The organism is Mesorhizobium sp. BR1-1-16 (genome assembly GCF_020165495.1).
Classification (GTDB): Bacteria; Pseudomonadota; Alphaproteobacteria; order Rhizobiales; family Kaistiaceae; genus Kaistia.
This window is the reverse complement of record NZ_JAIUIE010000010.1, coordinates 127,310-149,207: the sequence shown is the minus strand read 5'-3', so window position 1 is coordinate 149,207 and position 21,898 is coordinate 127,310. Positions and strand designations below refer to the sequence as shown.

21 protein-coding genes are annotated in these 21,898 nt (G+C 65.1%); 19 read left to right on the top strand and 2 right to left on the bottom strand.

Annotation, left to right across the window (positions count from 1 at the left end; all coding sequences use genetic code 11):
• The 3 genes from LB518_RS19240 (at window position 1) to LB518_RS19230 (ending at window position 3,651) form a co-directional block, all read left to right on the top strand.
• Window positions 1-1,464: an aldehyde dehydrogenase family protein gene (locus LB518_RS19240; RefSeq protein ID WP_224579427.1), complete on the top strand. Its 1,464-nt coding sequence runs from the start codon at window positions 1-3 to the stop codon at window positions 1,462-1,464.
• A gap of 48 nt (window positions 1,465-1,512) precedes the next feature.
• Window positions 1,513-2,403, top strand: a complete 891-nt coding sequence (locus tag LB518_RS19235; RefSeq protein WP_224579426.1) for an SMP-30/gluconolactonase/LRE family protein — start codon at window positions 1,513-1,515, stop codon at window positions 2,401-2,403.
• A 168-nt stretch (window positions 2,404-2,571) separates the two neighbouring features.
• Window positions 2,572-3,651, top strand: coding sequence for an Ldh family oxidoreductase (locus LB518_RS19230; protein ID WP_224579425.1), 1,080 nt, complete (start codon window positions 2,572-2,574; stop codon window positions 3,649-3,651).
• Window positions 3,652-3,697: 46 nt separating this feature from the next.
• On the opposite strand, the gene LB518_RS19225 is transcribed toward LB518_RS19230, so the two are convergent.
• Window positions 3,698-4,735, bottom strand: coding sequence for a C-terminal binding protein (locus LB518_RS19225; protein ID WP_224579424.1), 1,038 nt, complete (start codon window positions 4,733-4,735; stop codon window positions 3,698-3,700).
• A gap of 69 nt (window positions 4,736-4,804) precedes the next feature.
• On the opposite strand from LB518_RS19225, the gene LB518_RS19220 reads away from it, so the two are divergent.
• From LB518_RS19220 to LB518_RS19155, 14 genes are all read left to right on the top strand, one after another.
• A complete protein-coding gene (locus tag LB518_RS19220; protein ID WP_224579423.1) occupies window positions 4,805-5,515 on the top strand; it encodes a GntR family transcriptional regulator in 711 nt (236 codons plus the stop codon).
• 123 nt (window positions 5,516-5,638) lie between these two features.
• The gene (locus tag LB518_RS19215; protein WP_224579422.1) at window positions 5,639-6,955 is read left to right on the top strand and encodes an ABC transporter substrate-binding protein; all 1,317 of its coding nucleotides are present in this window, start codon (window positions 5,639-5,641) and stop codon (window positions 6,953-6,955) included.
• A gap of 212 nt (window positions 6,956-7,167) precedes the next feature.
• Window positions 7,168-8,091 carry a carbohydrate ABC transporter permease gene (locus LB518_RS19210; RefSeq protein WP_224579421.1) on the top strand — a complete coding sequence of 308 codons (924 nt, stop codon included), beginning with the start codon at window positions 7,168-7,170 and terminating at the stop codon, window positions 8,089-8,091.
• A complete protein-coding gene (locus LB518_RS19205; RefSeq protein WP_224579420.1) occupies window positions 8,088-8,948 on the top strand; it encodes a carbohydrate ABC transporter permease in 861 nt (286 codons plus the stop codon). Before LB518_RS19210 ends, LB518_RS19205 begins: the two co-directional genes overlap by 4 nt.
• Window positions 8,949-8,956: 8 nt before the next feature.
• A complete protein-coding gene (locus LB518_RS19200) occupies window positions 8,957-10,228 on the top strand; it encodes a mandelate racemase/muconate lactonizing enzyme family protein (protein WP_224579419.1) in 1,272 nt (423 codons plus the stop codon).
• Between the two features lies 1 nt (window position 10,229).
• The gene (locus tag LB518_RS19195) at window positions 10,230-11,336 is read left to right on the top strand and encodes an NAD(P)-dependent oxidoreductase (RefSeq protein ID WP_224579418.1); all 1,107 of its coding nucleotides are present in this window, start codon (window positions 10,230-10,232) and stop codon (window positions 11,334-11,336) included.
• 12 nt (window positions 11,337-11,348) lie between these two features.
• On the top strand, window positions 11,349-12,125 hold the full coding sequence (locus LB518_RS19190; RefSeq protein ID WP_224579417.1) for an HpcH/HpaI aldolase family protein: 777 nt from the start codon (window positions 11,349-11,351) through the stop codon (window positions 12,123-12,125).
• An 80-nt stretch (window positions 12,126-12,205) separates the two neighbouring features.
• Entirely contained in the window at window positions 12,206-13,009 is an 804-nt protein-coding gene (locus tag LB518_RS19185; RefSeq protein ID WP_224579416.1) for an SDR family NAD(P)-dependent oxidoreductase, read from the top strand.
• A gap of 2 nt (window positions 13,010-13,011) precedes the next feature.
• On the top strand, window positions 13,012-13,866 hold the full coding sequence (locus tag LB518_RS19180; protein ID WP_502845850.1) for a transketolase: 855 nt from the start codon (window positions 13,012-13,014) through the stop codon (window positions 13,864-13,866).
• Window positions 13,859-14,842: a transketolase family protein gene (locus LB518_RS19175; RefSeq protein ID WP_224579415.1), complete on the top strand. Its 984-nt coding sequence runs from the start codon at window positions 13,859-13,861 to the stop codon at window positions 14,840-14,842. The genes LB518_RS19180 and LB518_RS19175 overlap by 8 nt, the downstream gene beginning before the upstream one ends.
• The gene (locus tag LB518_RS19170) at window positions 14,839-16,008 is read left to right on the top strand and encodes a mandelate racemase/muconate lactonizing enzyme family protein (protein WP_224579414.1); all 1,170 of its coding nucleotides are present in this window, start codon (window positions 14,839-14,841) and stop codon (window positions 16,006-16,008) included. Before LB518_RS19175 ends, LB518_RS19170 begins: the two co-directional genes overlap by 4 nt.
• Before the next feature lie 229 nt (window positions 16,009-16,237).
• Window positions 16,238-17,056, top strand: a complete 819-nt coding sequence (locus tag LB518_RS19165; protein ID WP_224579413.1) for a transporter substrate-binding domain-containing protein — start codon at window positions 16,238-16,240, stop codon at window positions 17,054-17,056.
• An 80-nt stretch (window positions 17,057-17,136) separates the two neighbouring features.
• Entirely contained in the window at window positions 17,137-17,802 is a 666-nt protein-coding gene (locus LB518_RS19160) for an amino acid ABC transporter permease (RefSeq protein WP_224579412.1), read from the top strand.
• Window positions 17,803-17,812: 10 nt separating this feature from the next.
• Window positions 17,813-18,484 carry an amino acid ABC transporter permease gene (locus LB518_RS19155; RefSeq protein WP_224579411.1) on the top strand — a complete coding sequence of 224 codons (672 nt, stop codon included), beginning with the start codon at window positions 17,813-17,815 and terminating at the stop codon, window positions 18,482-18,484.
• Window positions 18,485-18,495: 11 nt separating this feature from the next.
• On the opposite strand, the gene LB518_RS19150 is transcribed toward LB518_RS19155, so the two are convergent.
• Window positions 18,496-19,527, bottom strand: a complete 1,032-nt coding sequence (locus tag LB518_RS19150) for a LacI family DNA-binding transcriptional regulator (RefSeq protein ID WP_224579410.1) — start codon at window positions 19,525-19,527, stop codon at window positions 18,496-18,498.
• A 235-nt stretch (window positions 19,528-19,762) separates the two neighbouring features.
• Between LB518_RS19150 and LB518_RS19145 the strand changes: the two genes are divergently transcribed.
• Window positions 19,763-20,845, top strand: a complete 1,083-nt coding sequence (locus LB518_RS19145; protein ID WP_224579409.1) for an ABC transporter permease — start codon at window positions 19,763-19,765, stop codon at window positions 20,843-20,845.
• A 62-nt stretch (window positions 20,846-20,907) separates the two neighbouring features.
• Complete coding sequence (locus LB518_RS19140; protein ID WP_224579408.1) at window positions 20,908-21,858, top strand: sugar ABC transporter substrate-binding protein; 951 nt, start codon at window positions 20,908-20,910, stop codon at window positions 21,856-21,858.
• Window positions 21,859-21,898 lie beyond the last annotated feature (40 nt).

Sequence of the window (21,898 nt, the reverse complement as noted above, 5' to 3'; positions counted from 1 at the left end):
ATGACGATCCAGACCATGCGTGATTTCGGCATCGGCGATGGCCAGCTGTTCATCGGCGGCCGGTGGGTCGATTCCGCAAGCCGCGAGCGGCGCGAGATCGAAAACCCGAAGGACCAGAGCATCGTCGCCGCCGTCGCCTCGAGCACGATCGAGGACGCCGACCGCGCCATCGCTGCTGCGCGCAAGGCGCAGCCGCTCTGGCGGCGGACCACTGCCGCCCAGCGAGCGGCCCTGCTCAATCGCTTCGCCACTCTCATCGACGAGAACGCCGAGACGCTGGCGCAGTTGCTGACGGCCGAGGGCGGCAAGATCCTGCGCGACTCGCGCATCGACGTCGCCTTCTCCGCCCTCCTCCTGCGCTATGCGGCGGAGAGCGCGCGCCATATCCAGGGCGAGATCATGCCGGGCGAGAACCCGGACGAGCAGATCTGGATCCAGCGCGTTCCCTACGGTGTCGCCGTCGGCATTACGGCCTGGAACTTCCCGGCCGCGCTCTTTGCGCGCAAGGTCGGCCCGGCGCTCGTCACCGGCAACACGATCATCATCAAGCCGCACGAACAGACGCCGCTCACCACGCTGGTGCTCGCCGAGCTTTCACGCCGCGCCGGAATTCCCGAGGGCGTGATCAATGTGATTGTCGGCGATGGTCGCACCGTCGGCGCCCATCTCGTCGCTCACAAGGGCACCGACATCATCTCGATGACGGGCAGCGTACGCGCCGGCGGCGAGATCTATGCGCTCGGCGCGGAGCATATCAAACCCGTCCGCCTCGAACTCGGCGGCAAGGCTCCGTTCATCGTCATGGAGGACGCCGATATCGACGAGGCCGTCGAGGCGGCCGTCGCCTCGAAGTTCTTCGCCGGCGGCGCTGTCTGCACCTGCAATGACCGGATGTATCTGCACCGCGCCATCCATGACGACTTCATGGAGAAGTTCATCGCGCGGGTTCAGAAGCTGACGGTTGGCGATCCGACAACAGCCGTCGATATCGGACCGCGCATCAATGCGAGCGAGGTCACGAAGCTGAAGGCGATGGTCGAACAGGCGCTGAAGCAGAAGGCGGCAAAGCTTGTCGATGCGACGCCGCTAAAGGCCGAGGCACGGGGCCACTGGTTCTACCCGACCATCCTCTCGGTGGACTCGAACGATCTCGACATCATGAAGCAGGAGACTTTTGGCCCTGTCATCGCGGCGCTCGCCGTCGATGATTTCGAGCAGGCGCTTGCTTATGCCAACGATTCCGATTTCGGCCTGTCGGCCTATGTGTTCACGCGTGATCATCGCAGGATCATGCGCAGCGTGAACGAACTCGAATTCGGTGAGATCTACCTCAACCGCGCTTCCGGCGAGAGCCCGCATGCCCATCATGTCGGCTATCGCAAGAGCGGCATCGGTGGCGAGGACGGCAAGCACGGCATCGAGGGCTATCTGCGCAAGAAGACCCTCTACAACAACTACGCCTGAACAAGACGGGGCGGCACGCGACGCGCGCCGCCCCCTTCGGAGAGAGCGATGATCACGCACTGGTTCGATATACGCGACGAGCGCTTCAGGGCGCTGATCCTGCCCAATGTGCATGTCGACGTGCTCTATGAGGGCGGCCGCTGGCTCGAGGGGCCAGTCTATGTGCCGGCCGCGCGGCACCTCCTCTTCTCCGACATCCCCAATGACCGCGTGCTGCGCTTTGACGAGGTGACCGGCGCGGTCACCCCGTTCCAGTCGCCTTCCTTCTTCGCGAACGGCCACACGCTCGATCCCTCCGGCCGCGTCCTCGCCTGCGAGCATCAGAACCGACGCGTGGCGCGTTTCGAGCATGATGGCTCGGTGACGACGGTCGCCGACAGCCACGACGGACGCCGGCTGAACTCGCCCAATGACGTGATCGTCGCCCGGGACGGATCGGTCTGGTTCACCGACCCGACCTATGGCATCGCGACGGAGTATGAAGGGGCGCGGACCGCAAGCGAGATCGGCAGCAACAATGTCTATCGCGTCGGCGCCGACGGCCGCACTGAGGCCGTTATCACCGACCTCGTGCAGCCGAACGGCCTCGCGCTCTCGCCCGATGAGCGCATTCTCTACGTGGCCGATAGTGGGTCGAGCCCGTCACGCCTCCTGGCCTATCCCCTCGGCGCCGATGGTCGGCTCGGCCCGCCCCGGTTGCTTTGCGAGGCGGAGGCCGGGATCTATGACGGCTTCAGGATCGACCGGCACGGTAATATCTGGACCAGCGCCGAGGATGGCGTGCATTGCCTCGCGCCCGACGGCACGCTGCTCGGCAGGATCGTGCTGCCCGAGGTCGCCGCCAATGTCGAATTCGGCGGCCGTTTCCGCAACCGCCTGTTCATCTGCGCAACGCAGCGCCTCTATTCGGTTTATCTGAACACGACCGCCGCCCGCTGAGGGCTCGGCCCACACCCCTTCGTCAGGAGGACAAGGCCTTGCACCCGCCTCGCGTCTCCCTGCACGCGGCTTGCTGAGAATCCACCCTAATGATTATAACAGTATAAACTCACAATCATCAGGCGACGGTTAGCCACGCGTCGTCTCAACCGATTCCGGGAGGACGTCTTGGCACTCGAAAAGATCGACGGGGTGCAGATCGCGGCGAGCGATCTGGAGCCTTTCATCACGGCCATCTTCAGCGCGGCGGGTACGGATCGCGCCAGTGCGGCCGCCGTTGCGACCGCGGTGGTCGATGCGTCGTCCCGCGCCTTCGACACGCATGGCGTCCGCCTGGTGCCCTTCTACATGCGCGGGCTCGCTGGCGGCCGCATCAATCGCACGCCGCAATTGACGATCGAGCGCAAGGCAGCGGCCGTCGCCCATGTCGATGCCGATGACGGGCTCGGCCATCTCGCGAGCTATCGCGCCATCGACGAAGGATGCGCGATCGCCGCCGAGACCGGAGTCGCTGTGGTCACCGTTGGCCGATCGTCGCATCATGGCGCCACAGGCTGCTATACCCGCCTCGCGGCGACGCGGGGCTTTGCCGCGATCGGCATGACGCATGCTGACAGCATGGTCATCCCGCACGGCGGTACGTCGGCGTTCTTCGGCACCAATCCGCTCAGCTTCGCCCTGCCCGCGCCCGGCGAAGACCCTCTCCTGCTCGACATGGCGACCAGCGCCGTTCCCTTCAATCGCGTCGAACTGCGCCGCGCGACGGGCACGCCGCTGCCCGAAACCGTTGCCGTCGACCGCGAAGGCGATTTCACCATCAACCCGCATCATGCCGTCGCGGTGGCGCCCGTCGGCGGCGCCGTGTTCGGCTACAAGGGTAGCGGCCTCGCCGCGATGATCGACCTGCTCTGCTCGGCGTTTACCGGCATGGGTCACGGCCATACGCTGGCGTCGTTTGGCGGACCGGACTTCTCGCAGCCAATCCGGATCGGCCACTTCTTCATCATCATGGCGCCGGCCGTCTTTCAGGCGCTTTCGCTGTTCGACGCGCGAATCGCGTCCTTCCTGGCCGACATTCGCGCGCAGCCGGCGAAGACAGGGATGCAGGTGCATGCGCCCGGCGACATCGAGAAGGCGGAGGCGAAGCGCCGCGCCATCGAGGGCCTGCCGGTCGACCTCGTGACCTGGGCCGCGCTGCAGGAGTTCGCGACCCGCTACAAGATCAAGACGCCAGCCGTGATCGGCTGAAGCCTGCATTCGGGCAGGGACGGCACGCCGCTCCTGCCCGCAACGCTCAGGAGGCGCGGCGTACCGGCGACGCCGACTTCAGGAACTGGCGGTTGACGCAGTTGGTCAGCCGGCCTTCCTCGGTATAAGCGAGGATGACCTCGACGGCCTTGCGCTGCATGTCGTTCATGGCGGCAGGGCTGTAGAAGGCGGCATGCGGGGTCAGGATGAGCCGCCCGTCGAGCCAGCTTTCGCGGCTGGTCCACGCCTTGACGAGTGGATGGTCGCTGTCCGCCGGCTCCTTTGGCAGCACATCGAGACCGGCGCCGGCGACGCGGCCGTCCTTGAGCGCGTCATACAGCGCGTCGAGATCGACGATCGGGCCGCGCGCCGTATTGACGAGCACGAGCCCGGGTTTCGCAGCCTCGAACGCCGCCTTGCCGACGAAGCCGCGCGTCTCGTCGTTGAGCGGCGTGTGCACGCTGACGATGTCGCTCATCGCCATGAGGTCTGTGAGGCTGTGCACACGTTCATAGCCGACCGAGAGTTCCGTGCCGTTCGGGAGATACGGGTCGTAGAAGACGACGCGCATGTCGAAGGCCGCCGCGCGGCGCGCCGCTGCAAGGCCGATGCGGCCAAGCCCGATCACGCCGAAGGTCGCTCCCTTATGGCGGCGAACAAGCGGCGCCGCGGAAAAGCGCCAGTTGCCGACCGGATCGCTGCGAAGCACGTCGCCATAGGTGGCCGTGCCGCGCGTCAATGCGAGCATCAGCGCGATCGCATGATCCGCGACCTCGGTGGTGCCGTAGTCGGGAACGTTGCAGACCGGAATCCCCCGCGCGCCCCAGCCCTCGAGATCGAGATTGTCGTAGCCGACGCCCTCGCGCACGACGATGCGGACATTTTCGAAATCGTCGATCTCTGCCGGCAGGAGATGCGTCGCCGAACAATTGATCAGCGCGTCTGCGGCGCGGCTGCGCTCGCGCGCAATCGTGTAGCCGGGATCGGTGGGGATCGGGTCGATGTCGAATTCGACCGTCTTGCCGTAGAGGCGCTCCAGCTCCTCGCTCTGAGGCGGATACCAATTGACCTTGAAGATGCGCATAATGTTCCTGCCGTTTGTCCGTCTGCTTTTTGCTGGCGCTCTCCAGATTGTTAACAGTAGGCTATGTGCATGAGCAAGAGTCCAGTTGCCCCCCACCTCCATCGCCGTGAGCGCCGGGTGCTGACCGACGACGTTTCCGACGCGATCCGCGAGGCCATCCTCTCGGGACGGCTCAAGGGCGGCGACCGGCTGATCGAGGACGAACTGGCCGAGAGCCTCAATGTCAGCCGCGGCCCAATCCGCCAGGCAATCTTCCGGTTGGAGCAGGAGGGCCTCGTCATCCACGAGACGCATCGCGGCGCAACGGTCGCGCAGGTCTCCGTCGAGGACGCCGCCGAAATCTACACGCTGCGCAAGGCCCTGGAGCGGCTTGCCGTCACAGCCGCCTGCGAGCGTGCCACAGAAGCCGACTTCGTGCCGCTCAACGCAATTCTTACGTTATTTCAATCTGTTCCGCGAGCATCGATGACGCGTCGGCGCGTCGCCGAACTTGATATCGACTTCCACGATGCGCTATTCCGTGCCTCTCATCACGTTCGACTTTACAAGGCCTGGGAGTCGCTTCGCTCGCAGATCTTCGTCTTCCTGCTGCTGCGCGACGGCCTGCCCAACGACTATCTGACGTCCTGGTACCGCGACCATTCCCGCCTGCTCGATCTCATCCGCAGCCATGATGTCGAAGCGGCTGGCGCCTGTATCGAGGAGCATATCGGCGGCGCCTATGAGCGGCTGAAGGCTCATATGGCCGAACGCAGCATCCTCCGTATCGAAGCGAACTGAGCGCAAGGTCCATCGCTTGACAGAAGAGGCTCACCTGTTATCGTCGGATTGTTAACAATCAACAAGTGGTCAAAAAGGCCACGTCGCCATGCCGCTTCGGCATGAGCCAGGGAGGAGACGACCATGAGCAGACCAGAAGGTGGCGGGGCTGCGAGCCCGACATTTCGGACGCGCCCGACCCGGCGCCAGCTCCTCGGCGGCGCAGCCGTCGTCGGCGGTGCGCTCGTTGCCGGCCCGCTGGTGCGTCAGGCACGCGCCGCCGACCGCATTCCGCTGAAAGTCATGAGCTGGGAGCAGTTCCAGCCGGGCGAGAAGGAAGGGTGGAACGCGCTCTTCAAGAAGTTCAACGAGTCCCAGTCCAAATACACGGTCGACTGGACGGGCTGGCCGGCGAGCCAGTACGTCTCCAATGTCGTGATCCAGGCCCAGGCCGGCGGCATCGACGCCGACGTGTTGATGGCGATGCCGGATCTCGCCGCGCAGGTCATCCGCAAGTTCAAGCTCGCAGAGCCGCTCGACGATGTCGTCTCCGCCCTTGGCATCACGCCGAGCGCCGGCCACGCGTTCCTCACCGTCGACGGCAAGCTCTACGGTCTCTCGGCGATCGATGTGAATTTCGCCCTCGTCTACAACAAGGCGCTGTTCGGCAAGGCCGGCCTCAAACCCGCGACGACGCCCGAGGAATGGATCGACACCACGGCGAAGCTGACGAAGCGGCCGGAGCAATTCGGCATTGCCCTCACCAATGTGATCGCCGATTCCGGCGAATGGTGGTTCCAGCTGCAGAATTTCTGCCTGCCGTTCGACGGGAAGTGGGCGGAAGGCAAGACGCCGCTGGCCAATTCGCCCGAGGTGGTGAAAGGGCTCGAACTCTGGAAGAGCCTCTACGAGGCCGGCGTGCCGCAGGGCACGGCCCAGAGCGCGATCATGAAGCTCGCAGCCGACGGCCGGGTCGCCCAGGCCTTCGGCGTCAACCCGACCGTGGTCGTGCTGCGCGCGACGAACCCGGCGATCTATCCCGACCTGCTCTCCGCGCCCCCGCCATGGCCGAGCCGCCGGTCGCTCGACCGCATCCATCCGCTGATCGCCCTCAAGGGCGCGAATTCGGAGGGCGCGAAGGAATTCATCAAGTTCGCCATGACGCCGGATGTGATGGCCGATCTTATGATCACCAATCTCTATGTCATGCCGCCCTACGACCTCGCCGCGAAGTCGGAGAAGTTCAAGCAGTTCCTGGCCGACAAGCCGTGGATCACGGGCTTCAACGAGGCGAAGCAGGTCTCGCCGATCGACGTGATGGGCGACTTCGCCTTCGTCGATGATCAGTTCGGCCGCATCATCATGCAGAACTTCCAGAGCGCACTGCGCCCCGGTGGCTCTGTGAAGGCGGCGATGGACGCCGCCCAGAAGCAGCTCGAGCAACTCGCGACGCGTATCTGACGCGGACAAACCGCCCCGTCGAGCCCGCATGGGCCCGACGCCTCCGCATCGCGCCACGCAAGGCATGGCAATTCGGCCGGCGCTCACTCGCCGAATGCGCCTATTCCCCGCCGGCGCGATGCGGAGACCAAGAAGGCGGAAGCGACGCCGCAATGAGCGGAGGCGGCCGAATGCAGGGCGACCGGTCCCGCCGCCGCTATCAGGAGGATCAGTTGGCATTGGCTACGGCGCTCCCCGAGACGGCCATCCGCCGCGCTCGCCGTCCGAGGACGCCGAGCGGCGTCGTGGGCAGCCGCAGCTTTCCCTATCTCCTGGTCCTTCCGATGCTGCTGCTCGAAGGCGCGCTCATCCTCTATCCGATCGTGCGCGGCGCGCTTTACAGCCTCGAGACGCCTGATGGTCTCGGCCTCGACAACTATGCGCAGATGCTGGTCGATCCCGACTTCTGGCGCATGATCGGCCGGACGCTCGTCTTCACCATCTCGGTCGACGTCATCATCCTCTCGGTCGGCCTGTCGCTCGCGCTCCTCATGAACTGGAGCTTCCGTGGCCGCGGGTTGTTCCGCAGCCTGCTGACCATTCCCTGGGCCATTCCCGAGGTTCCGGTCGCCATCACCTTCGTGCTGATGCTCGATCCGAGCTTCGGCGTCCTCAATGCCTTTGTCCGCTTCTTTTCCGGCGCCGACGAAAGCCCGCAATGGCTTCTCGACCCGACACTCGCGATGGGCATCATCATCGTGGTCACCGTCTGGAAGGGTTTCCCCTTCTATTCGCTCGTCCTGCTCTCGGCGCTCCAAGCGGTGCCGGACGAGCTCTACGAGGCGGCGCGCATCGACGGCGCGGGGCGCATCGCGCAGTTCCGCTACATCACCATTCCCGGCATCAGCAGTTCGCTCGCGCTGCTCGCCGTGCTCGGCTTCATCTATTCGACTCAGCAGTTCACGCTGATCTGGCTGATCACCGGCGGCGGCCCCGTCGATGCCACGACCACGCTCGCGCCGGCGATCTACATGCAGGCCTTCCGCTTCTACAACTTCAACTATGCCGGCGTGATCGCGGTGGTCGGCTTCCTCATCTCGGCCGTCTCGACCATTGCCTTCGTCGCAGTCCAGCGCCGCCAGCAGGTGCCGGAATGACATCAATCCGCGACAGCGATCGACCCGGCGCGGGCGGCCGCATCGAGACGGTGGCACGCTTCGCCGCGATCGTATTCGCGTCAGCGGTCATCCTGTTCCCGGTCTACTGGATGGTGCTGTCCTCGCTTCGATCCTCGGCGGAATCGCTGTCCTTTCCGCCGCCGCTCCTGCCGCATGCCATCGATCTTTCGGCTTACCTGCAGCTCTTCACCGACAAGCCGATCGGCCATTGGCTGTTGCTCTCGACACTGGTCGCCACGCTGACGGTGATCGGCACCATCATCCTCGTCATTCCCGCCGCCTATGCGCTTTCACGGCTCTACTGGCCGGGGCGTACAGCGGTCGGCCTGCTGCTGCTCTTCACGCAGATGATGCCGGGCGCCGTCGTCGTTGCACCCGTGCTCACGCTCTATCGGCAGCTCGGCTGGACCGACAATCTTCTCACGCTCGCTCTGCTGCACACGGCCTTCGTCGTGCCGCTTTGCGCCTGGGTGCTGAAGACGTCGTTCGACGCGGTGCCCAAGGAGATCGTGGAAGCGGCGCTCATCGACGGCTGCGATCGCTGGAAGGTGCTCTGGCTCGTCGTTCTGCCGCTCACCCGGCCGGGCCTCGTAGCCGTCAGCGTCATCGCCTTCTTCGCATCGTGGAACGAGTATCTGTTTGCCTCGACGCTCATCACGCGGAACGAGCTCTACACCGCCTCGCTCGGCCTCGCGACGCTGATGACGCAGCTCGACACGCCGCTGTTCGTGCTGATGGCGGCCGGCGTCACATTCTCGATCCTGCCGGTGTTCTTCTACATGGCCATCCAGCGCCACCTCCTGCGTGGGCTGACGGCCGGAGCGGTGAAAGGCTGAGAGCAGCGATGAAGATCACGAAAATCGAGACGCTCTGGTTCGAGGCGTTGCCGCAGACCGAATGGGCGAAGCTCAACCCGAAGGCGCGCCAAGCGCTGCCCAACAATCTCTGGGTCCGCATCTACACCGACAAGGGCCTCGTCGGTATCGGCGAGACCTATTATTTGCCGCGCGCCGTTGCCGCGATCATCCATGACATCTTCGCGCCGCTCCTCATCGGACGCGACGCGCGCGACATCGAGAACCACTGGCAGAACATGTTCGCGCTGGTGAATTTCTGCGGGGCTTATGGCGCGGAAATGCGGGCGATCTCGGCGATCGACGTCGCGCTTTGGGATCTTGCCGGACAGAACGCCGGCGAGCCGATCTACACGATGCTCGGCGGGCGCAGCCGCGACCGCATCCGCGCCTACAATACCTGCGTCGGCTACGGGAAATATGACGATCTCAACGCCTGGCTGAACGGCAAGGCGGGAGAACTCGCCACCGATCTCCTAGCGCAGGGCATCACGGCGATGAAGATCTGGCCGTTCGACCAGTTCGGCCCGACCCTTTCGGGGCCGGTCGACAGCCGGAAGCCGATGGTGATCTGGGGCGCGCAGACGGCGGCCGGCCCACGCGGCCATTCGATCACGCAGGACGAATTGAAGGCGGGTGTCGCGATCATCGAGGACATTCGCCGCGCCGTCGGCGACCGGATGGAAATCGCCATCGAAGGTCACGCGCGCTGGGATCTCGGCACAGCGGTGAAGATCGCGCGCGCGATCGAGCCGCTCGACATCCTGTGGCTCGAGGAAATCATGCCACCGGATAATGTCGAGCCGTATTTGAGACTGAAGCAGGCGACGAATATTCCGATCTGCCAGAGCGAGCGCGTCTTCACGCGGTTTGGTTTCCGGCCATGGATCGAGAAGGGCGCTGCCGATATCATCATGCCCGACCTCTCCTGGGGCGGCGGCCTGACCGAGGGCCGCAAGATCGCGTCGATGGCGGATACCTATTTCCTGCCCGTCACCTGCCACGACACGATCGGCCCGGTCGCGCTCTGGGCAGCGACGCATCTGATGCACCACATCCCGAACGCGCTGATCATGGAGACGGTCCGCGGCTATATCGACGGCTGGTATGACGACGTGGTCACCGACCGGATCGAGGTGCGCGACGGGCATCTCCTGCTGCCAGACCGCCCCGGTCTCGGCACGACACTTCGGGAAGATCTGTTCTCGCGCCCGAATGCGCGGGTCGAGGTCAGCACCGACGAGACGTTGAAGCGGTGGTGAGATGACACCCTTCACCGTCTCCTACACAGGCGACTATCTCGACGCGGAGGGACGGCTCGCCGTGCCCGATATCGCGCTCGATCTCTACGATGCCCATCCGTCTGTTCGCGTCGACTATCTCCGCGGCCAGTCGCCGCGCCCTGATGATGCGACCTATCAGAGCCGCCTCTATTCGCTGGAAGTGAGCGCTACCGATATCGCCGATGCCGACGGCATCGTCATCTTCCGGCCCTGGGTGAAGGCGTCCACTTTCGCAAATGGCGCGGAGCGGCTGACCGTCATCGGTCGGGCCGGCGCCGGCTATGACAAGATCGACCTTGCCGCCTGCACGGCGAACGATGTCGCCGTGTTCAACGCGCCTGACACGCTCACCCATGCGACGGCCTCCTCGGCTTTCCTGCTGATGATCGCGCTTGCCAAGCGGCTGCCGCAGCAGGAGCGGATCGTTCGCAGCGGCCGCTGGGACCAGCAAGCCGCAGCAATGGGCATCGACCTCCCCGGCAAGACACTCGGCATCGTCGGGCTCGGCGCCAGCGGACGCGAGCTCGCGCGTCTCGCCGCGCCATGGGGCATGCGCATCGTCGCTTTTTCGCCGCGCGCCGACGCCGCCGAAGCCGCGGCGCTCGGCGTCGCTCTCGTCGGCTCGCTGGACGACGTGTTTCGCAAATCGGATTTCGTGAGCCTTCACAATCGCCTCGACGCGTCGACACGCGGCATGATCGGCCCGCGCGAACTTCGCCTGATGAAAGCATCGGCCTATTTCATCAATGTCGCGCGCGGCGAGATCGTCGATCAGGCGGCGCTCGTCACCGCGCTTCGTGAGCGGTGGTTTGCCGGCGCGGGGCTCGACGTCTTCGAGCACGAACCCCTCCCCGCCGACGATCCGCTCGTTGCGCTCGACAACGTCATCCTGACGCCGCACTGGCTGCCGTCGACACTCGATGCGGCACGCCTGACCATGACGACGATGGCGAACGGCATCATTCGCGCCGCGGAGGGCCTCGTTCCGGCCCACGTGCTCAATCGCGATGTGCTCGACCGTCCAGGGTTCCGCGCCAAGCTCGCGCGCTTCGCCGTCACGACTGATCCCCTTCGCACCCACCGTTAGGACGCGCCCATCATGATCCGCAGGAACCGCCTCAAGGCCAAGCTCGCGGCCGGAGAGAAATCGTTCGGCATTTGGCTGCAAAGCGCAGATCCGACTTTCGCCGAAATCGCGGCACTGGTCGGATTCGATTTCTTCATCATGGACCAGGAGCACGGGCCGGGTGACATGCAGGCGGCGATCGATATGGCGCGCGCCGCCGCGGTGACCGATACGACCTCGCTGATCCGCGTGCCGTCCTCAGACCCGATCACGCTGCGGCGCATCGCCGACGGCGGGGCCGAGGGCGTGCTGGTTCCGATGGTGGAGACAGCGGAGCAGGCTAGGCAGATCGTCGACGCGCTGCGCTTTCCGCCGGTCGGGAAGCGCGGCAATGCCTGGGACATCACACGGGCTGCTGGCTATGGAATCGCCAAGGACTATCTCCAGCGCATCCATGACGAGTTCATCATCATCGTGCAGATCGAGACGGTGCTCGGCGTGAAGAACGCACGCGCCATCGCCGATGTCGACGGCGTCGACGTCGTCTTCATCGGGCCGACCGATCTTTCGGGCAGCGTCGGCCTGCCGGGCGAGACCAATGCACCCGAGGTCGAGGCGCTGATCGCCGAATGCGTCGCCGCAGTCGAGCCGACCGGCAAGCCGCTCGGCACCGTGCCACGGCGCGGAACGACCTGGCAGAAGGCCTTCGACGACGGCTTCGCTTTCGTGGCGGCCGGCAGCGACATCTATTATTTCCGCACCGCCGCCGAGGCTCAATATCGGGACTGGCTGCGCTACTCGGGCAGCTAGACGTCGGCTGAATGGCCTTCACAGCCTTGACGATATTATAATGATAACGTTACCATCACGTTCAAAACAGGGATGGAGCCATGGTCGAGACGGATGAAGACGGGAGAGGCGGAGGCGCCGCTCCGCGCGCCCTGATCACGGGGGCTGGCGGTGGCCTCGGCCGCCAGGTCGCCATCGATCTTGCGGCGCGCGGCGTTTCGGTCGCCCTCGCCGATCTCAACGCCAAGGGCGTCGAGGAGACGGCGGCCCTGTGCGGTCCGAACGCCAGCACCCTCGCCATCATCGGTGATCTCGCCGCCGGAGACGCGCCGGAGGCAGCGGTCGATACCGTCGTCGCGCATTGGGGCGGCATCGATATCCTCGTGAACAATGCCGGCTATGGCGGCATTGAGCGCTTCCTCGAGATGACGGCCGCGCTCTGGGACCGGACGTTTTCCATCAACGTCAAGGCGCTCGCCCTCCTCACCGCAGCCGCCGGCCGGGTGATGGCCGGGCAGGGGTCAGGCCGCATCATCAACCTCACCTCCCCGGCCTCGCGCATGGCGCTGCCGAACTACACAGCCTACGCGGCCAGCAAGGCGGCTGTGGATTCGATCACGCGCGCCGCCGCGGTCGCCCTCGCCCCCTCGGGCGTGCGGGTCAACAGCGTCGCGCCGGGCATGATGGATACCGAGATGCAGCGCTCGACCGAGGAAAAGCTCGCCGCGATCGAGGGCCGCAACGATGTCGCCGCTTTCCTCGACGAGCGGACGCGCCGGGTGCCGGTCGGCCGGCGCGCCGAGATCGGCGAGGTCGCCGCGGTCGTCGTCTGGCTGGCGCTCGATGCGCCCTCCTACATCACCGCCGAGCGGCTCAACGCCTCGGGCGGCCTCGACAAGGACTGACCATGGCGCTTCGCAACCACCTGCCGGCAGAGCCGGATATCGCCGCGATCCGCGCCCATGCGACGAACATGCGGCGACACATCCTCCTGATGGCCGAAGGACCGGGCCAGGGCTATGTCGGCCAGGGCCTCGGCATCGCCGATGTCCTCGCCGCGCTCTATTTCCACGAACTGCGTCACGACCCAGGCGATGTGCGGGCGCCGGACCGGGACCGCTTCGTGCTCTCGACCGGGCATTATTCCATCGCACTGTGGGCGGCGCTGGCTGAGGCGGGCGTCATTCCGCTTTCCGAACTGCCGACCTATGGCGCCGACGACAGCCGGCTCGACATGTCGACGCTCGATACGACGCCGGGTGTCGAGATCATCGGCGGCTCCCTCGGCCATGGCCTCGGCCAGGGCGTCGGCATGGCGCTCGGGCTGCGCCTCAAACAATCGGCGGCGCGGGTCTTCGTGGAGCTGTCGGACGGCGAGATGCAGGAGGGCGCGACCTGGGAAGCCGCAATGTCGGCCGGCCATTTCGGCCTCGATAATCTCGTGGCGCTGATCGACTGCAACGGCATCCAGGCCGACGGGCCCGTGGTGCTCAATATGGAGCCCGTCGCGGATAAGTGGCGCGCCTTCGGCTTCGCGACGCAGGAGATCGACGGCAATGATCTTGCGGCGGTCCTCACCGCGCTCGAAGAGGCGCGCCGGGCCGAAGGACGGCCGCATGCCATCGTGCTGCGCACCCGCCCCGGCAAGGGCGTGCCAACGCTGGAAAATCGCGAAAGGGCGCATTTCGTTCGGGTCGATGCCGGCGAATGGGCGGCGCTGCGAGCCGAACTTGAACGTGAAGCGGAGGTCTCCCATGGCTGAGGTGGCGCGCACATTGGCCATGGGCATCGACGAGGCCAGCGGCGAACGGCCGATCGTCGCGGCGCCGTTCGGCAAGGCTCTCATCGAGATCGGGCGGGAGCGACCTGAAGTCGTTGGCCTCACTGCGGATCTTGGCAAATACACCGACATCCTGCCCTTTCGCGATACGTTCCCGGAACGCTTCTTCAATGTCGGCATGGCCGAGCAGAACCTCGTCGCCGTGGCAGCGGGCCTTGCGCAGACCGGTTTCACACCCTTTGCGACCACCTATGGCGTGTTCGCCAGCCGCCGGGCCTATGACTATGTCGCCATCGCCGTCGCTCATGCGCGGCAGAATGTGAAGATCGTCGCCGGCCTGCCCGGCCTCACCACGGGCTATGGCGGCACGCATCAGGCGATCGAAGATCTCGCATTGATGCGCATGATCCCCGGCCTCGTCGTCATCGACCCTTGCGACGCGACCGACATCGCGGCGGCGACGCGCGCGGCCGCGGCGCATGATGGCCCCGTCTATATGCGACTCTTGCGCGGCAATGTTCCGGTCGTGCTCGATCCGGCGACCTACCGCTTCGAAATCGGCAAAGCCGTTCGCCTCTGCGAAGGCGCTGATGTCGGTATCATCGCAAGCGGCTTCATGACCGAGCGCGCGCTCGATGCTGCCGCCCGCCTTGACGCACGCGGGATAAAGGCAGGCGTTCTGCATGTCCCGACGCTGAAACCGTTCGACAGCGAGGCCGTTGCGAACTTCGCCGCCTCAGTGTCCCGCGTGGTCACGGCGGAGAACCACGTCATGCGCGGCGGTCTCGCCTCGCTCGTCGCCGAGACGCTGTTCGACGCCGTCGTGGCGAGACCGCTTGCCCGCATTGGCCTGCCCGACCGCTTCATCGAATGCGGCGCCGTGCCCACCCTGCAGCAGCGCTACGGCATCACGGTCGAGCACATCGTGTCCGCCGCCGAAGGAAGGATCGCATCATGAGGATCGAGGGGATCGAGACTTTCACGGTCGGCGCCGGCTGGAAGAACTGGCTTTTCGTCCGCGTCCACACTGACAAAGGGATTTCGGGCCTCGGCGAGGGCACGCTGAACGGCTTCATCCGGACGACGGAAGCTGCGGTTCGCGAACTCGAGCACTTCGTCATCGGCAAGGACCCGCGCCAGGTGAACCGCCTCGCCAAGGCCATGTTGGACGGGGTCTCGCTCGATGGCGGGCACATCCACCGGACGGCGATTGCCGCGGTCGAAGTTGCCTGCTGGGATATCCTCGGCAAATCGCTGGGCGTACCGATCCATCAGCTGATTGGCGGACGCATGCGTGACAGCGTGCTCGGCTACGCCAATGGCTGGTATCGCACCGAGCGGACGCCTGAGGCCTTCCTCGCCGCGGCCGAGACCGTGATCGCCAAGGGCTTCAAGGCGATGAAGCTCGACCCCTTCGGCACGGCGCAGGGCTTCATCGACGATGACGAACTCGACATCGCCTATGACATCCTCAGGATGCTGCGCGAGAAACTGCCGAAGGGCACGCGCCTCCTGATCGATGTCCATGCGCGCTTCACCGAGACGGAGGCGATCCGGGCGGCGCAGCGGCTTGCCCCGCTCGATCTCTATTGGTGGGAGGAGCCGACCACCCGTGACCGGCAGGAGACCGTGCATCCCGTCGCGCGCGTCTCGCCCATCCGCGTCGCCACCGGCGAGATGTACGATACGCTCGGCCAGTTCTTCACCCTCGCCGAAGGCGGCGGCGTCAACATCTTCCAGCCAGAGCCGATGTCGCTCGGCGGCATCACCAACACGCTGGCTGTTGCCAATGTCGCGCTTGCCCATGGCAGCTATATCGCGCCGCACCAGAGCGGCGGCCCGGTCGCGACCGCAGTGTGCCTGCAACTCGCCGCGGCCGTGCCGAACTTCCTGATCCAGGAACATTTCGACGCCTTCAACGAGCCGTGGACGCACGATCTCGTCTCCTGGCATCCGACGATCGATGCCCGTACCGCTCATCTCTCCCTCCCCGACGCTCCCGGCCTCGGCCTAGAGCTCGACGACGCGGTCGCGCGCGCCCATCCCTACGATCCCGCGGCCTTTCTCAACATCCATCAGCCGGGTTGGGAAAAGCGGCTTGGGACGCGGACGACCGGTGTTTGACAATTCAGCGTTGCGCCATCCACGGCGCTTGCCAATGTTATAATAGTATGTTCGTCTTTGTCGTCGCCTGGCACGCAAGTAGCCGGCGCGATTGGACCGGGCAGCCGTGGACACCGCAAGTCCGTCGCAGATCAGCGAGCACCCGCCGCCAGAAGAGCAGAGGAAACGCCAGCACACCGAATGCCGCCAAAAGAGCGGCGGTTAGTGCAATCCCAACAGGAGGAAAGCCATGCGCCAAAGCCATCGCCGCACCGTTCTACACGGCGCCGCCGCACTCGTTCTCGGTCTCCTCGTCACGTCGGCCATGCCGCGCGCGGCGGACGCGACGACGGTTGACGACATCGTCTCGGCCGGCAAGGTGACCATTGCCATCGACACGACCACCCCGCCCTATGGCATGATCGACAACGACATGCAGCCGTCTGGCTTCGACATCGAGTTGGCACAGCTGATCGGCAAGGCGATGGGCGTTCCGGTCGAATTCGTGACCGTGACCTCCCCCGGACGCATTCCCGCCCTCCTGACCGGCCGCGCCGACATGGTGGTCTCGATCTTCTCGATCACCGCCGAGCGCGCATTGCAGATCGCCTTCAGCATCCCCTACGCTTCGCAGTCTTCCGTGGTGCTGGCGCCGAAGAGCGTCAACATCAAGTCGGCCAAGGATCTGGCGGGGCTCAAGGTGGGGGTGACCCGCGGCACCGGCGAAGACGGGCTGCTGACGGCCGCCGCCAAGGATATTCCCGGCATCGAGATCCTTCGCTTCGACGATTACGCGTCCATCTCGCAGGCGATGCTGTCGGGGCAGATCGACGCCATGGGCGGCGGCGACTATGGCGACATCTATCTCAAGAAGAGCGCCAAGGGCGATGACTTCGAGCTGAAATACATCCTGAAGACGTTCTATTTCGGCATCGGCGTCCGAAAGGATAGTCCCGAGCTGCTGCAGTGGCTCAACACCTTCATCTTCACGCTGCGTCAGGACGGCACGCTCGACCGGCTGTCGATGAAATACAGGAAGGTCCCGCTGCCGCCGCTGCCGACCTTCTGATCAGCGACGCCGATCCAACGATCCCTGACCCGGCCCATGCGCGATCGGGTCGGGCGGCCTGGTCATGACGGGAGCGCGACGTGAACTATGTCTTCCAGTTTGGGCCGATCTTCCGTCACAGCGACGAGCTGATCTATGGCGCCGTGCGGACGATGGAGCTTACCGCCGCCTCATCGGCGATCGGCTTTGTCATCGGCCTCGCCGGAGCGCTGGCACGAAGCTTCGGCCCGATCTGGCTGAAGCGGATCGTCGCCGTCTATGTCGAGATCATCCGCAATACGCCGCTGCTCGTTCAGCTTTACTTTGTCTTCTTCTCCCTTCCACTGATGGGCGTGAAGCTGTCGAGCGACCAGGCCGCGATCCTCGCTCTCTCGATCCATCTCGGCGCCTATGCCGTCGAGATTCTGCGGGCCGGCATCCAGTCGATCCCCGGCGGGCAGATCGAGGCGGCAAAGTCGCTCGGGCTGTCGCGGCGCCAGATCATCAGGCATGTCATTGTCGTTCCAGCCGCCCGCGCCGTCTATCCGGCACTGACGAGCCAGTTCATCCTGCAACTTCTGGGCACATCGATCGTATCGGCGATCGCGGCCGAGGAACTGACGGCGGTCGCCAACAATCTCGCCATGCAGACCTTCCGCAATTTCGAGATCTACATCGTGATTGCCATCATCTATTTCATCCTGGTCCGCGCCTGCAGCCTGCTGTTCCGCCTGGTCTCGCTCGTGTTGTTCCGCTGGAAGGCGTGAGGACCATCAGATGAGCCTCCGCGAATTCGGCCCGAACGAACTCTTCTTCCTGCTGATGGCGACGCGCTGGACCATCCTGCTCGCTGTCGTCACAGTCGTCGGCGGCGGATGTCTCGGGCTTTTCCTCGCCGGCCTTCGTGTCAGCCCAAGCGCCCTCCTCCGGCATGCCGCGTCGGCCTATATCGGCTTTTTCCAGAGCACGCCGATCCTGATCCAGCTTTTCATGGTCTATTACGGCACCGCCTTCATCGGGCTTCGGCCCGATCCCTGGCCGGCGGCAGCCATCGCCTTCTGTCTCAACGCCGGCGCCTTCTTCGGCGAGATTTTCCGCGGATCGATCGAAGCCGTCGCCAAGGGACAATGGGAGGCGTCGAAAGCGCTCGGTCTGCGCTATGTCGCAACCCTTCGCCTCGTCATCATCCCGCAGGCGAGCCGCCTCAGTCTGCCGCCGACAGTCGGTTTCATGGTGCAAATCGTGAAGACGACCTCGGTCGCCTCGCTGATCGGCCTCGTCGAACTCTCGCGCGCGGCGACCATGATCAACACAGTCACCTTCCAGCCGGTAATCGTGTTCGGGACGGTGGCTGTCATCTATTTCGCGCTATGCTGGCCGCTCTCCCTGCTCGGCCAGCATCTCGAGCGCAGGCTGAACGGCGGCCGCGAGCGGGAGGTCGTGCTCTGAGCGGCGCATCTTTAAGCGCTTTCGCGGTCGATGATCTCAAACCCGATCGTCTCGACCTTCGGAATGTCTTCGCCGGCGAGGCTCTTCACCAGTTGTTCGACGGCGCGCCGGCCCATGCCGTAGCGATCGACATGGACGGTCGTGAGGCGCGGAAAAAGCTGCGACGCGAGATCGACATCGCCATAGCCGGCGATCGCCAGCCGCTCGGGAATGCGCCAGCCACGGCGATGGCACTCCTGGACCGCGCCGATCGCCAGCGTGTCGCTCGAGCAGAAAATCACGTCGAGCGCGGCATCGCGTTCCGTCAGGATGCTGACAGCATCCGCGCCGCCGGCCGGCGTGATCGGCAGTTCGACCTCGAGCGGCGCCGGATAGCTGTGTCCACGATCGAGGAGGGCCTGGCGATAACCGATGCGCCGCTGCTGCAGGCGGTCATTGCCGTGGACCGGCGTCGAGACGAAGCCGATGCGGCGATAGCCCTTGTCCAGGAGATGCGAGGTCATGGCATAGGCGGTGTCGAAATTGGAGACGCCGAGCGCCATGTCGATCGGGTCGCGGCCGCGCACTTCGCTGATCTCGACGATCGGCACACGGCCGGAAATAAGCAATCGCCGCGCCGCGTCCGATTGGACGAAGGCCTGCAGGATCAGGCCGGCCGGCTGCCAGCCGAGCAGCGTGCGGATGGCGTTTTCCTCGGCGCCGGGGGCGAAGTCTCCCTGGATCAGGAGGAGCTGGTGCCCGCTCGCCTGGCAGGCATCGGACATGCCCTGCACCTGCTCGGCGATCCCCGAATTGATGAGCGGCGGCACCATGGTGCCGATGATCCTGCGCGCGCTTCGCATACTGGAGGCGAGCTGGTTGGGAATGAAGCCCTCGCGTGCGACGACCTCCATGATGCGGGCGCGCGTCTCGATCGACACCTTGTCGGGGTCGTTGAGTGCGCGCGAAACGGTCATCGGCGCAACGCCGGCGCGGCGGGCGATCTCCTTGATGCCCAGCTTGCCGGCTGGCTCGGATCCCGAGTGAGGGGTGCGTTTCGCCATTGGCGGCTGCATCGCGGACAAGAGGAATCACCTACCAAGTCTAGCGCCGCGCGCGTCTCCCGCCATGGATGGAAAACGGGCGGGAAAAAACTGCGTCGCCCGCCCGGTTTGGCGTGACAACATTATAATATCATGTTTTTATATCGGTACGTCCCGATGTAGTGCGTCGGGGGAGGTTTGCCGAAGCGGCCCCGACGAATTCTCGTCGAGAGAGCGGCACGGCGGGAGGAGCGCTATGACCTTGGCTACGCAGGACGATGCGGCGCGCGCTGGCGGATTCGCCAACAAGATGAGAGTCCTGCTCTCGGTGAGCGAACTTGGCGTGCTTGTCGCCGTGATCGCGATCAGCCTCATCTTCTACAGCATCGCGCCAGCGTTCCTTTCGGCACAGAACATCCGAGCCATCATCAACTTCGTCTCGTTTGTCGGCATCATCGCGATCGGCCAGACGGTTCTGCTGATCGGTGGCGAGTTCGATCTTTCGGTCGGCTCGATCGCGGGCCTCTCGGCCTGCGTTACCGCGATGCTGATGAAGGATGCGCATCTGCCCATCTTCGTCGCGATCATCGGCGGACTGCTCCTCGGCGCCGCGGTCGGGCTCGTCAACGGCCTCGTGGTCGTCAAGCTGAAGATCCCGGCCTTCATCCAGACACTCGGCATGCTCTTCATCGGACAGGGGCTGATCCAGGTCGTGACCGGCGGCAACCCCGTCTACCCGCTGCCCGAATCCGTCGGCAATTTCGGCGCAACACGCGTGATCTTCGGTCTCGGCTGGAGCTTCATCTTCTTCTTCATCGCCGGCCTGATCGCCGACTTCGTGCTGAGGCGCACGGTGCTCGGGCGCAATCTCTATGCGACCGGCGGCAATGTGGAAGTCGCGCGGCTCGTCGGCATCAATGCGAGCCTCTACAAGATCTGTGCCTTCGTCTTCGTGTCGGTGATGGCCTCGATCTCGGGCATGTTCGTCATGGCCGATCTTGCGAGCGGCATCACCTCGATCGGCACCGGCTGGGAGTTGACGGTCATCGCCGGCGTCGTCGTCGGCGGCGTCAGCCTGTTCGGAGGCGCGGGAACGATTGTCGGTGGACTGCTCGGCATGCTGCTCCTGCAGGTCATCCAGAGCGGCCTCGTCGTGATCGGCGTCGGCGCCAACTGGCAGCAGATCGCCGTCGGCACGATCATGGTCCTCGCCGTTGGTCTCGATCTCCTTCGACGCCGCGTGTTTATCGGCGGCGAGGGCGCACCGTCTGGAAATGGCCCGGATGCGGCCGTCGCCGTCGATCCGCCGGCCATCGTCCCGGCCGCCGCCGCGGACTGAAACCAGCCAGTTCTCATAATAACGCCCGCGATTGTCGACGGGCGAACAGTGGAGGGAATGAAATGAAATTCGCACATTCGGCAGGGGCTCTCGCGCTCCTGCTCGCGCTCGGTTCCAGCGCGTATGCCGATAGCGGGAAGACCATCCTGTGGGTCCAGCCGCTGCGTGACCATCCGGTGCACAAGCTGATGCAGGCAGGCTTCCTCAACAAGTGCAAGGAGCTCGGCTACACCTGCGAAGTCGTCGGCAATCCTTCGGCTTCGACCTGGGACGTCCCGGCAACGCTGCCGCTCGCCGAAGCGGCGCTCGCCTCGAAGAAGTTCGACGCCGTCGCCGTCTATACGCCCGACCCGGCGATCTATCCGTTCATCGGCAAGATCTCCGGCGAGGGCCTGCCGGTGGTCACGTGGCACATGGTGCCCGAAGAAGGCACCGTGAAGGGCCTTCTCGCCACCACCGCGGAGAACGTCACCGAGGCTGGCACGAATGCAGGCGTCGCCATGGGCGAGAAGCTGGGCGGCAAGGGCACGGTCGCGGTGACGCAGTCGGGATCCAACGTCACCGAGAACGAGATGGCCGCCTCGTTCAAGAAGGCGCTGAACGACAAATACCCTGATATCAAGATCCTCGACGTCCAGTATGAGGGCGTCGAGCCCGGCGCGGCGCGCGCCAAGGCCGTCGGTATCCTGCAGGCGAATCCCGACGTGACGGGCGCCTTCTCAACGACCGGCTACGGCCCGATGACGTGGTCCGGCGCCAAGCGTGCCACCGGCCGCGACCTCGTCATCATCTCGATGGACTACACGCGCCAGAACCTCGATCTCGTGAAGTCCGGCGATGTCTACGGCCTCGTGGCGCAGCCGCTCTATGAGGAAGGCGCCAAGGCGGCCGAACTCGCCGGCGAAGCCGCCGAAGGCAAGAAGCTCGCTTATGTGAACACCCTCCCCGCCAAGGTGATCACCGCGTCGGATCTCGACCCCTACTACAAGATCCTCGATTCCGCGGGCCAGTAAGTCCTGCCGTCCTGCCGGGGCGGAGCTACCACTCCGCCTC

Excerpts from the sequence above, each read along its gene's own strand:
- LB518_RS19240 (WP_224579427.1), top strand. The coding sequence starts at position 1 with ATGACGATCCAGACCATGCGTGATTTCGGCATCGGCGATGGCCAGCTG.
- LB518_RS19235 (WP_224579426.1), top strand. The coding sequence starts at position 1,513 with ATGATCACGCACTGGTTCGATATACGCGACGAGCGCTTCAGGGCGCTG.
- LB518_RS19225 (WP_224579424.1), bottom strand. The coding sequence starts at position 4,735 with ATGCGCATCTTCAAGGTCAATTGGTATCCGCCTCAGAGCGAGGAGCTG.
- LB518_RS19220 (WP_224579423.1), top strand. The coding sequence starts at position 4,805 with ATGAGCAAGAGTCCAGTTGCCCCCCACCTCCATCGCCGTGAGCGCCGG.
- LB518_RS19215 (WP_224579422.1), top strand. The coding sequence starts at position 5,639 with ATGAGCAGACCAGAAGGTGGCGGGGCTGCGAGCCCGACATTTCGGACG.
- LB518_RS19205 (WP_224579420.1), top strand. The coding sequence starts at position 8,088 with ATGACATCAATCCGCGACAGCGATCGACCCGGCGCGGGCGGCCGCATC.
- LB518_RS19200 (WP_224579419.1), top strand. The coding sequence starts at position 8,957 with ATGAAGATCACGAAAATCGAGACGCTCTGGTTCGAGGCGTTGCCGCAG.
- LB518_RS19195 (WP_224579418.1), top strand. The coding sequence starts at position 10,230 with ATGACACCCTTCACCGTCTCCTACACAGGCGACTATCTCGACGCGGAG.
- LB518_RS19190 (WP_224579417.1), top strand. The coding sequence starts at position 11,349 with ATGATCCGCAGGAACCGCCTCAAGGCCAAGCTCGCGGCCGGAGAGAAA.
- LB518_RS19185 (WP_224579416.1), top strand. The coding sequence starts at position 12,206 with ATGGTCGAGACGGATGAAGACGGGAGAGGCGGAGGCGCCGCTCCGCGC.
- LB518_RS19180 (WP_502845850.1), top strand. The coding sequence starts at position 13,012 with ATGGCGCTTCGCAACCACCTGCCGGCAGAGCCGGATATCGCCGCGATC.
- LB518_RS19175 (WP_224579415.1), top strand. The coding sequence starts at position 13,859 with ATGGCTGAGGTGGCGCGCACATTGGCCATGGGCATCGACGAGGCCAGC.
- LB518_RS19170 (WP_224579414.1), top strand. The coding sequence starts at position 14,839 with ATGAGGATCGAGGGGATCGAGACTTTCACGGTCGGCGCCGGCTGGAAG.
- LB518_RS19165 (WP_224579413.1), top strand. The coding sequence starts at position 16,238 with ATGCGCCAAAGCCATCGCCGCACCGTTCTACACGGCGCCGCCGCACTC.
- LB518_RS19155 (WP_224579411.1), top strand. The coding sequence starts at position 17,813 with ATGAGCCTCCGCGAATTCGGCCCGAACGAACTCTTCTTCCTGCTGATG.
- LB518_RS19150 (WP_224579410.1), bottom strand. The coding sequence starts at position 19,527 with ATGGCGAAACGCACCCCTCACTCGGGATCCGAGCCAGCCGGCAAGCTG.
- LB518_RS19145 (WP_224579409.1), top strand. The coding sequence starts at position 19,763 with ATGACCTTGGCTACGCAGGACGATGCGGCGCGCGCTGGCGGATTCGCC.
- LB518_RS19140 (WP_224579408.1), top strand. The coding sequence starts at position 20,908 with ATGAAATTCGCACATTCGGCAGGGGCTCTCGCGCTCCTGCTCGCGCTC.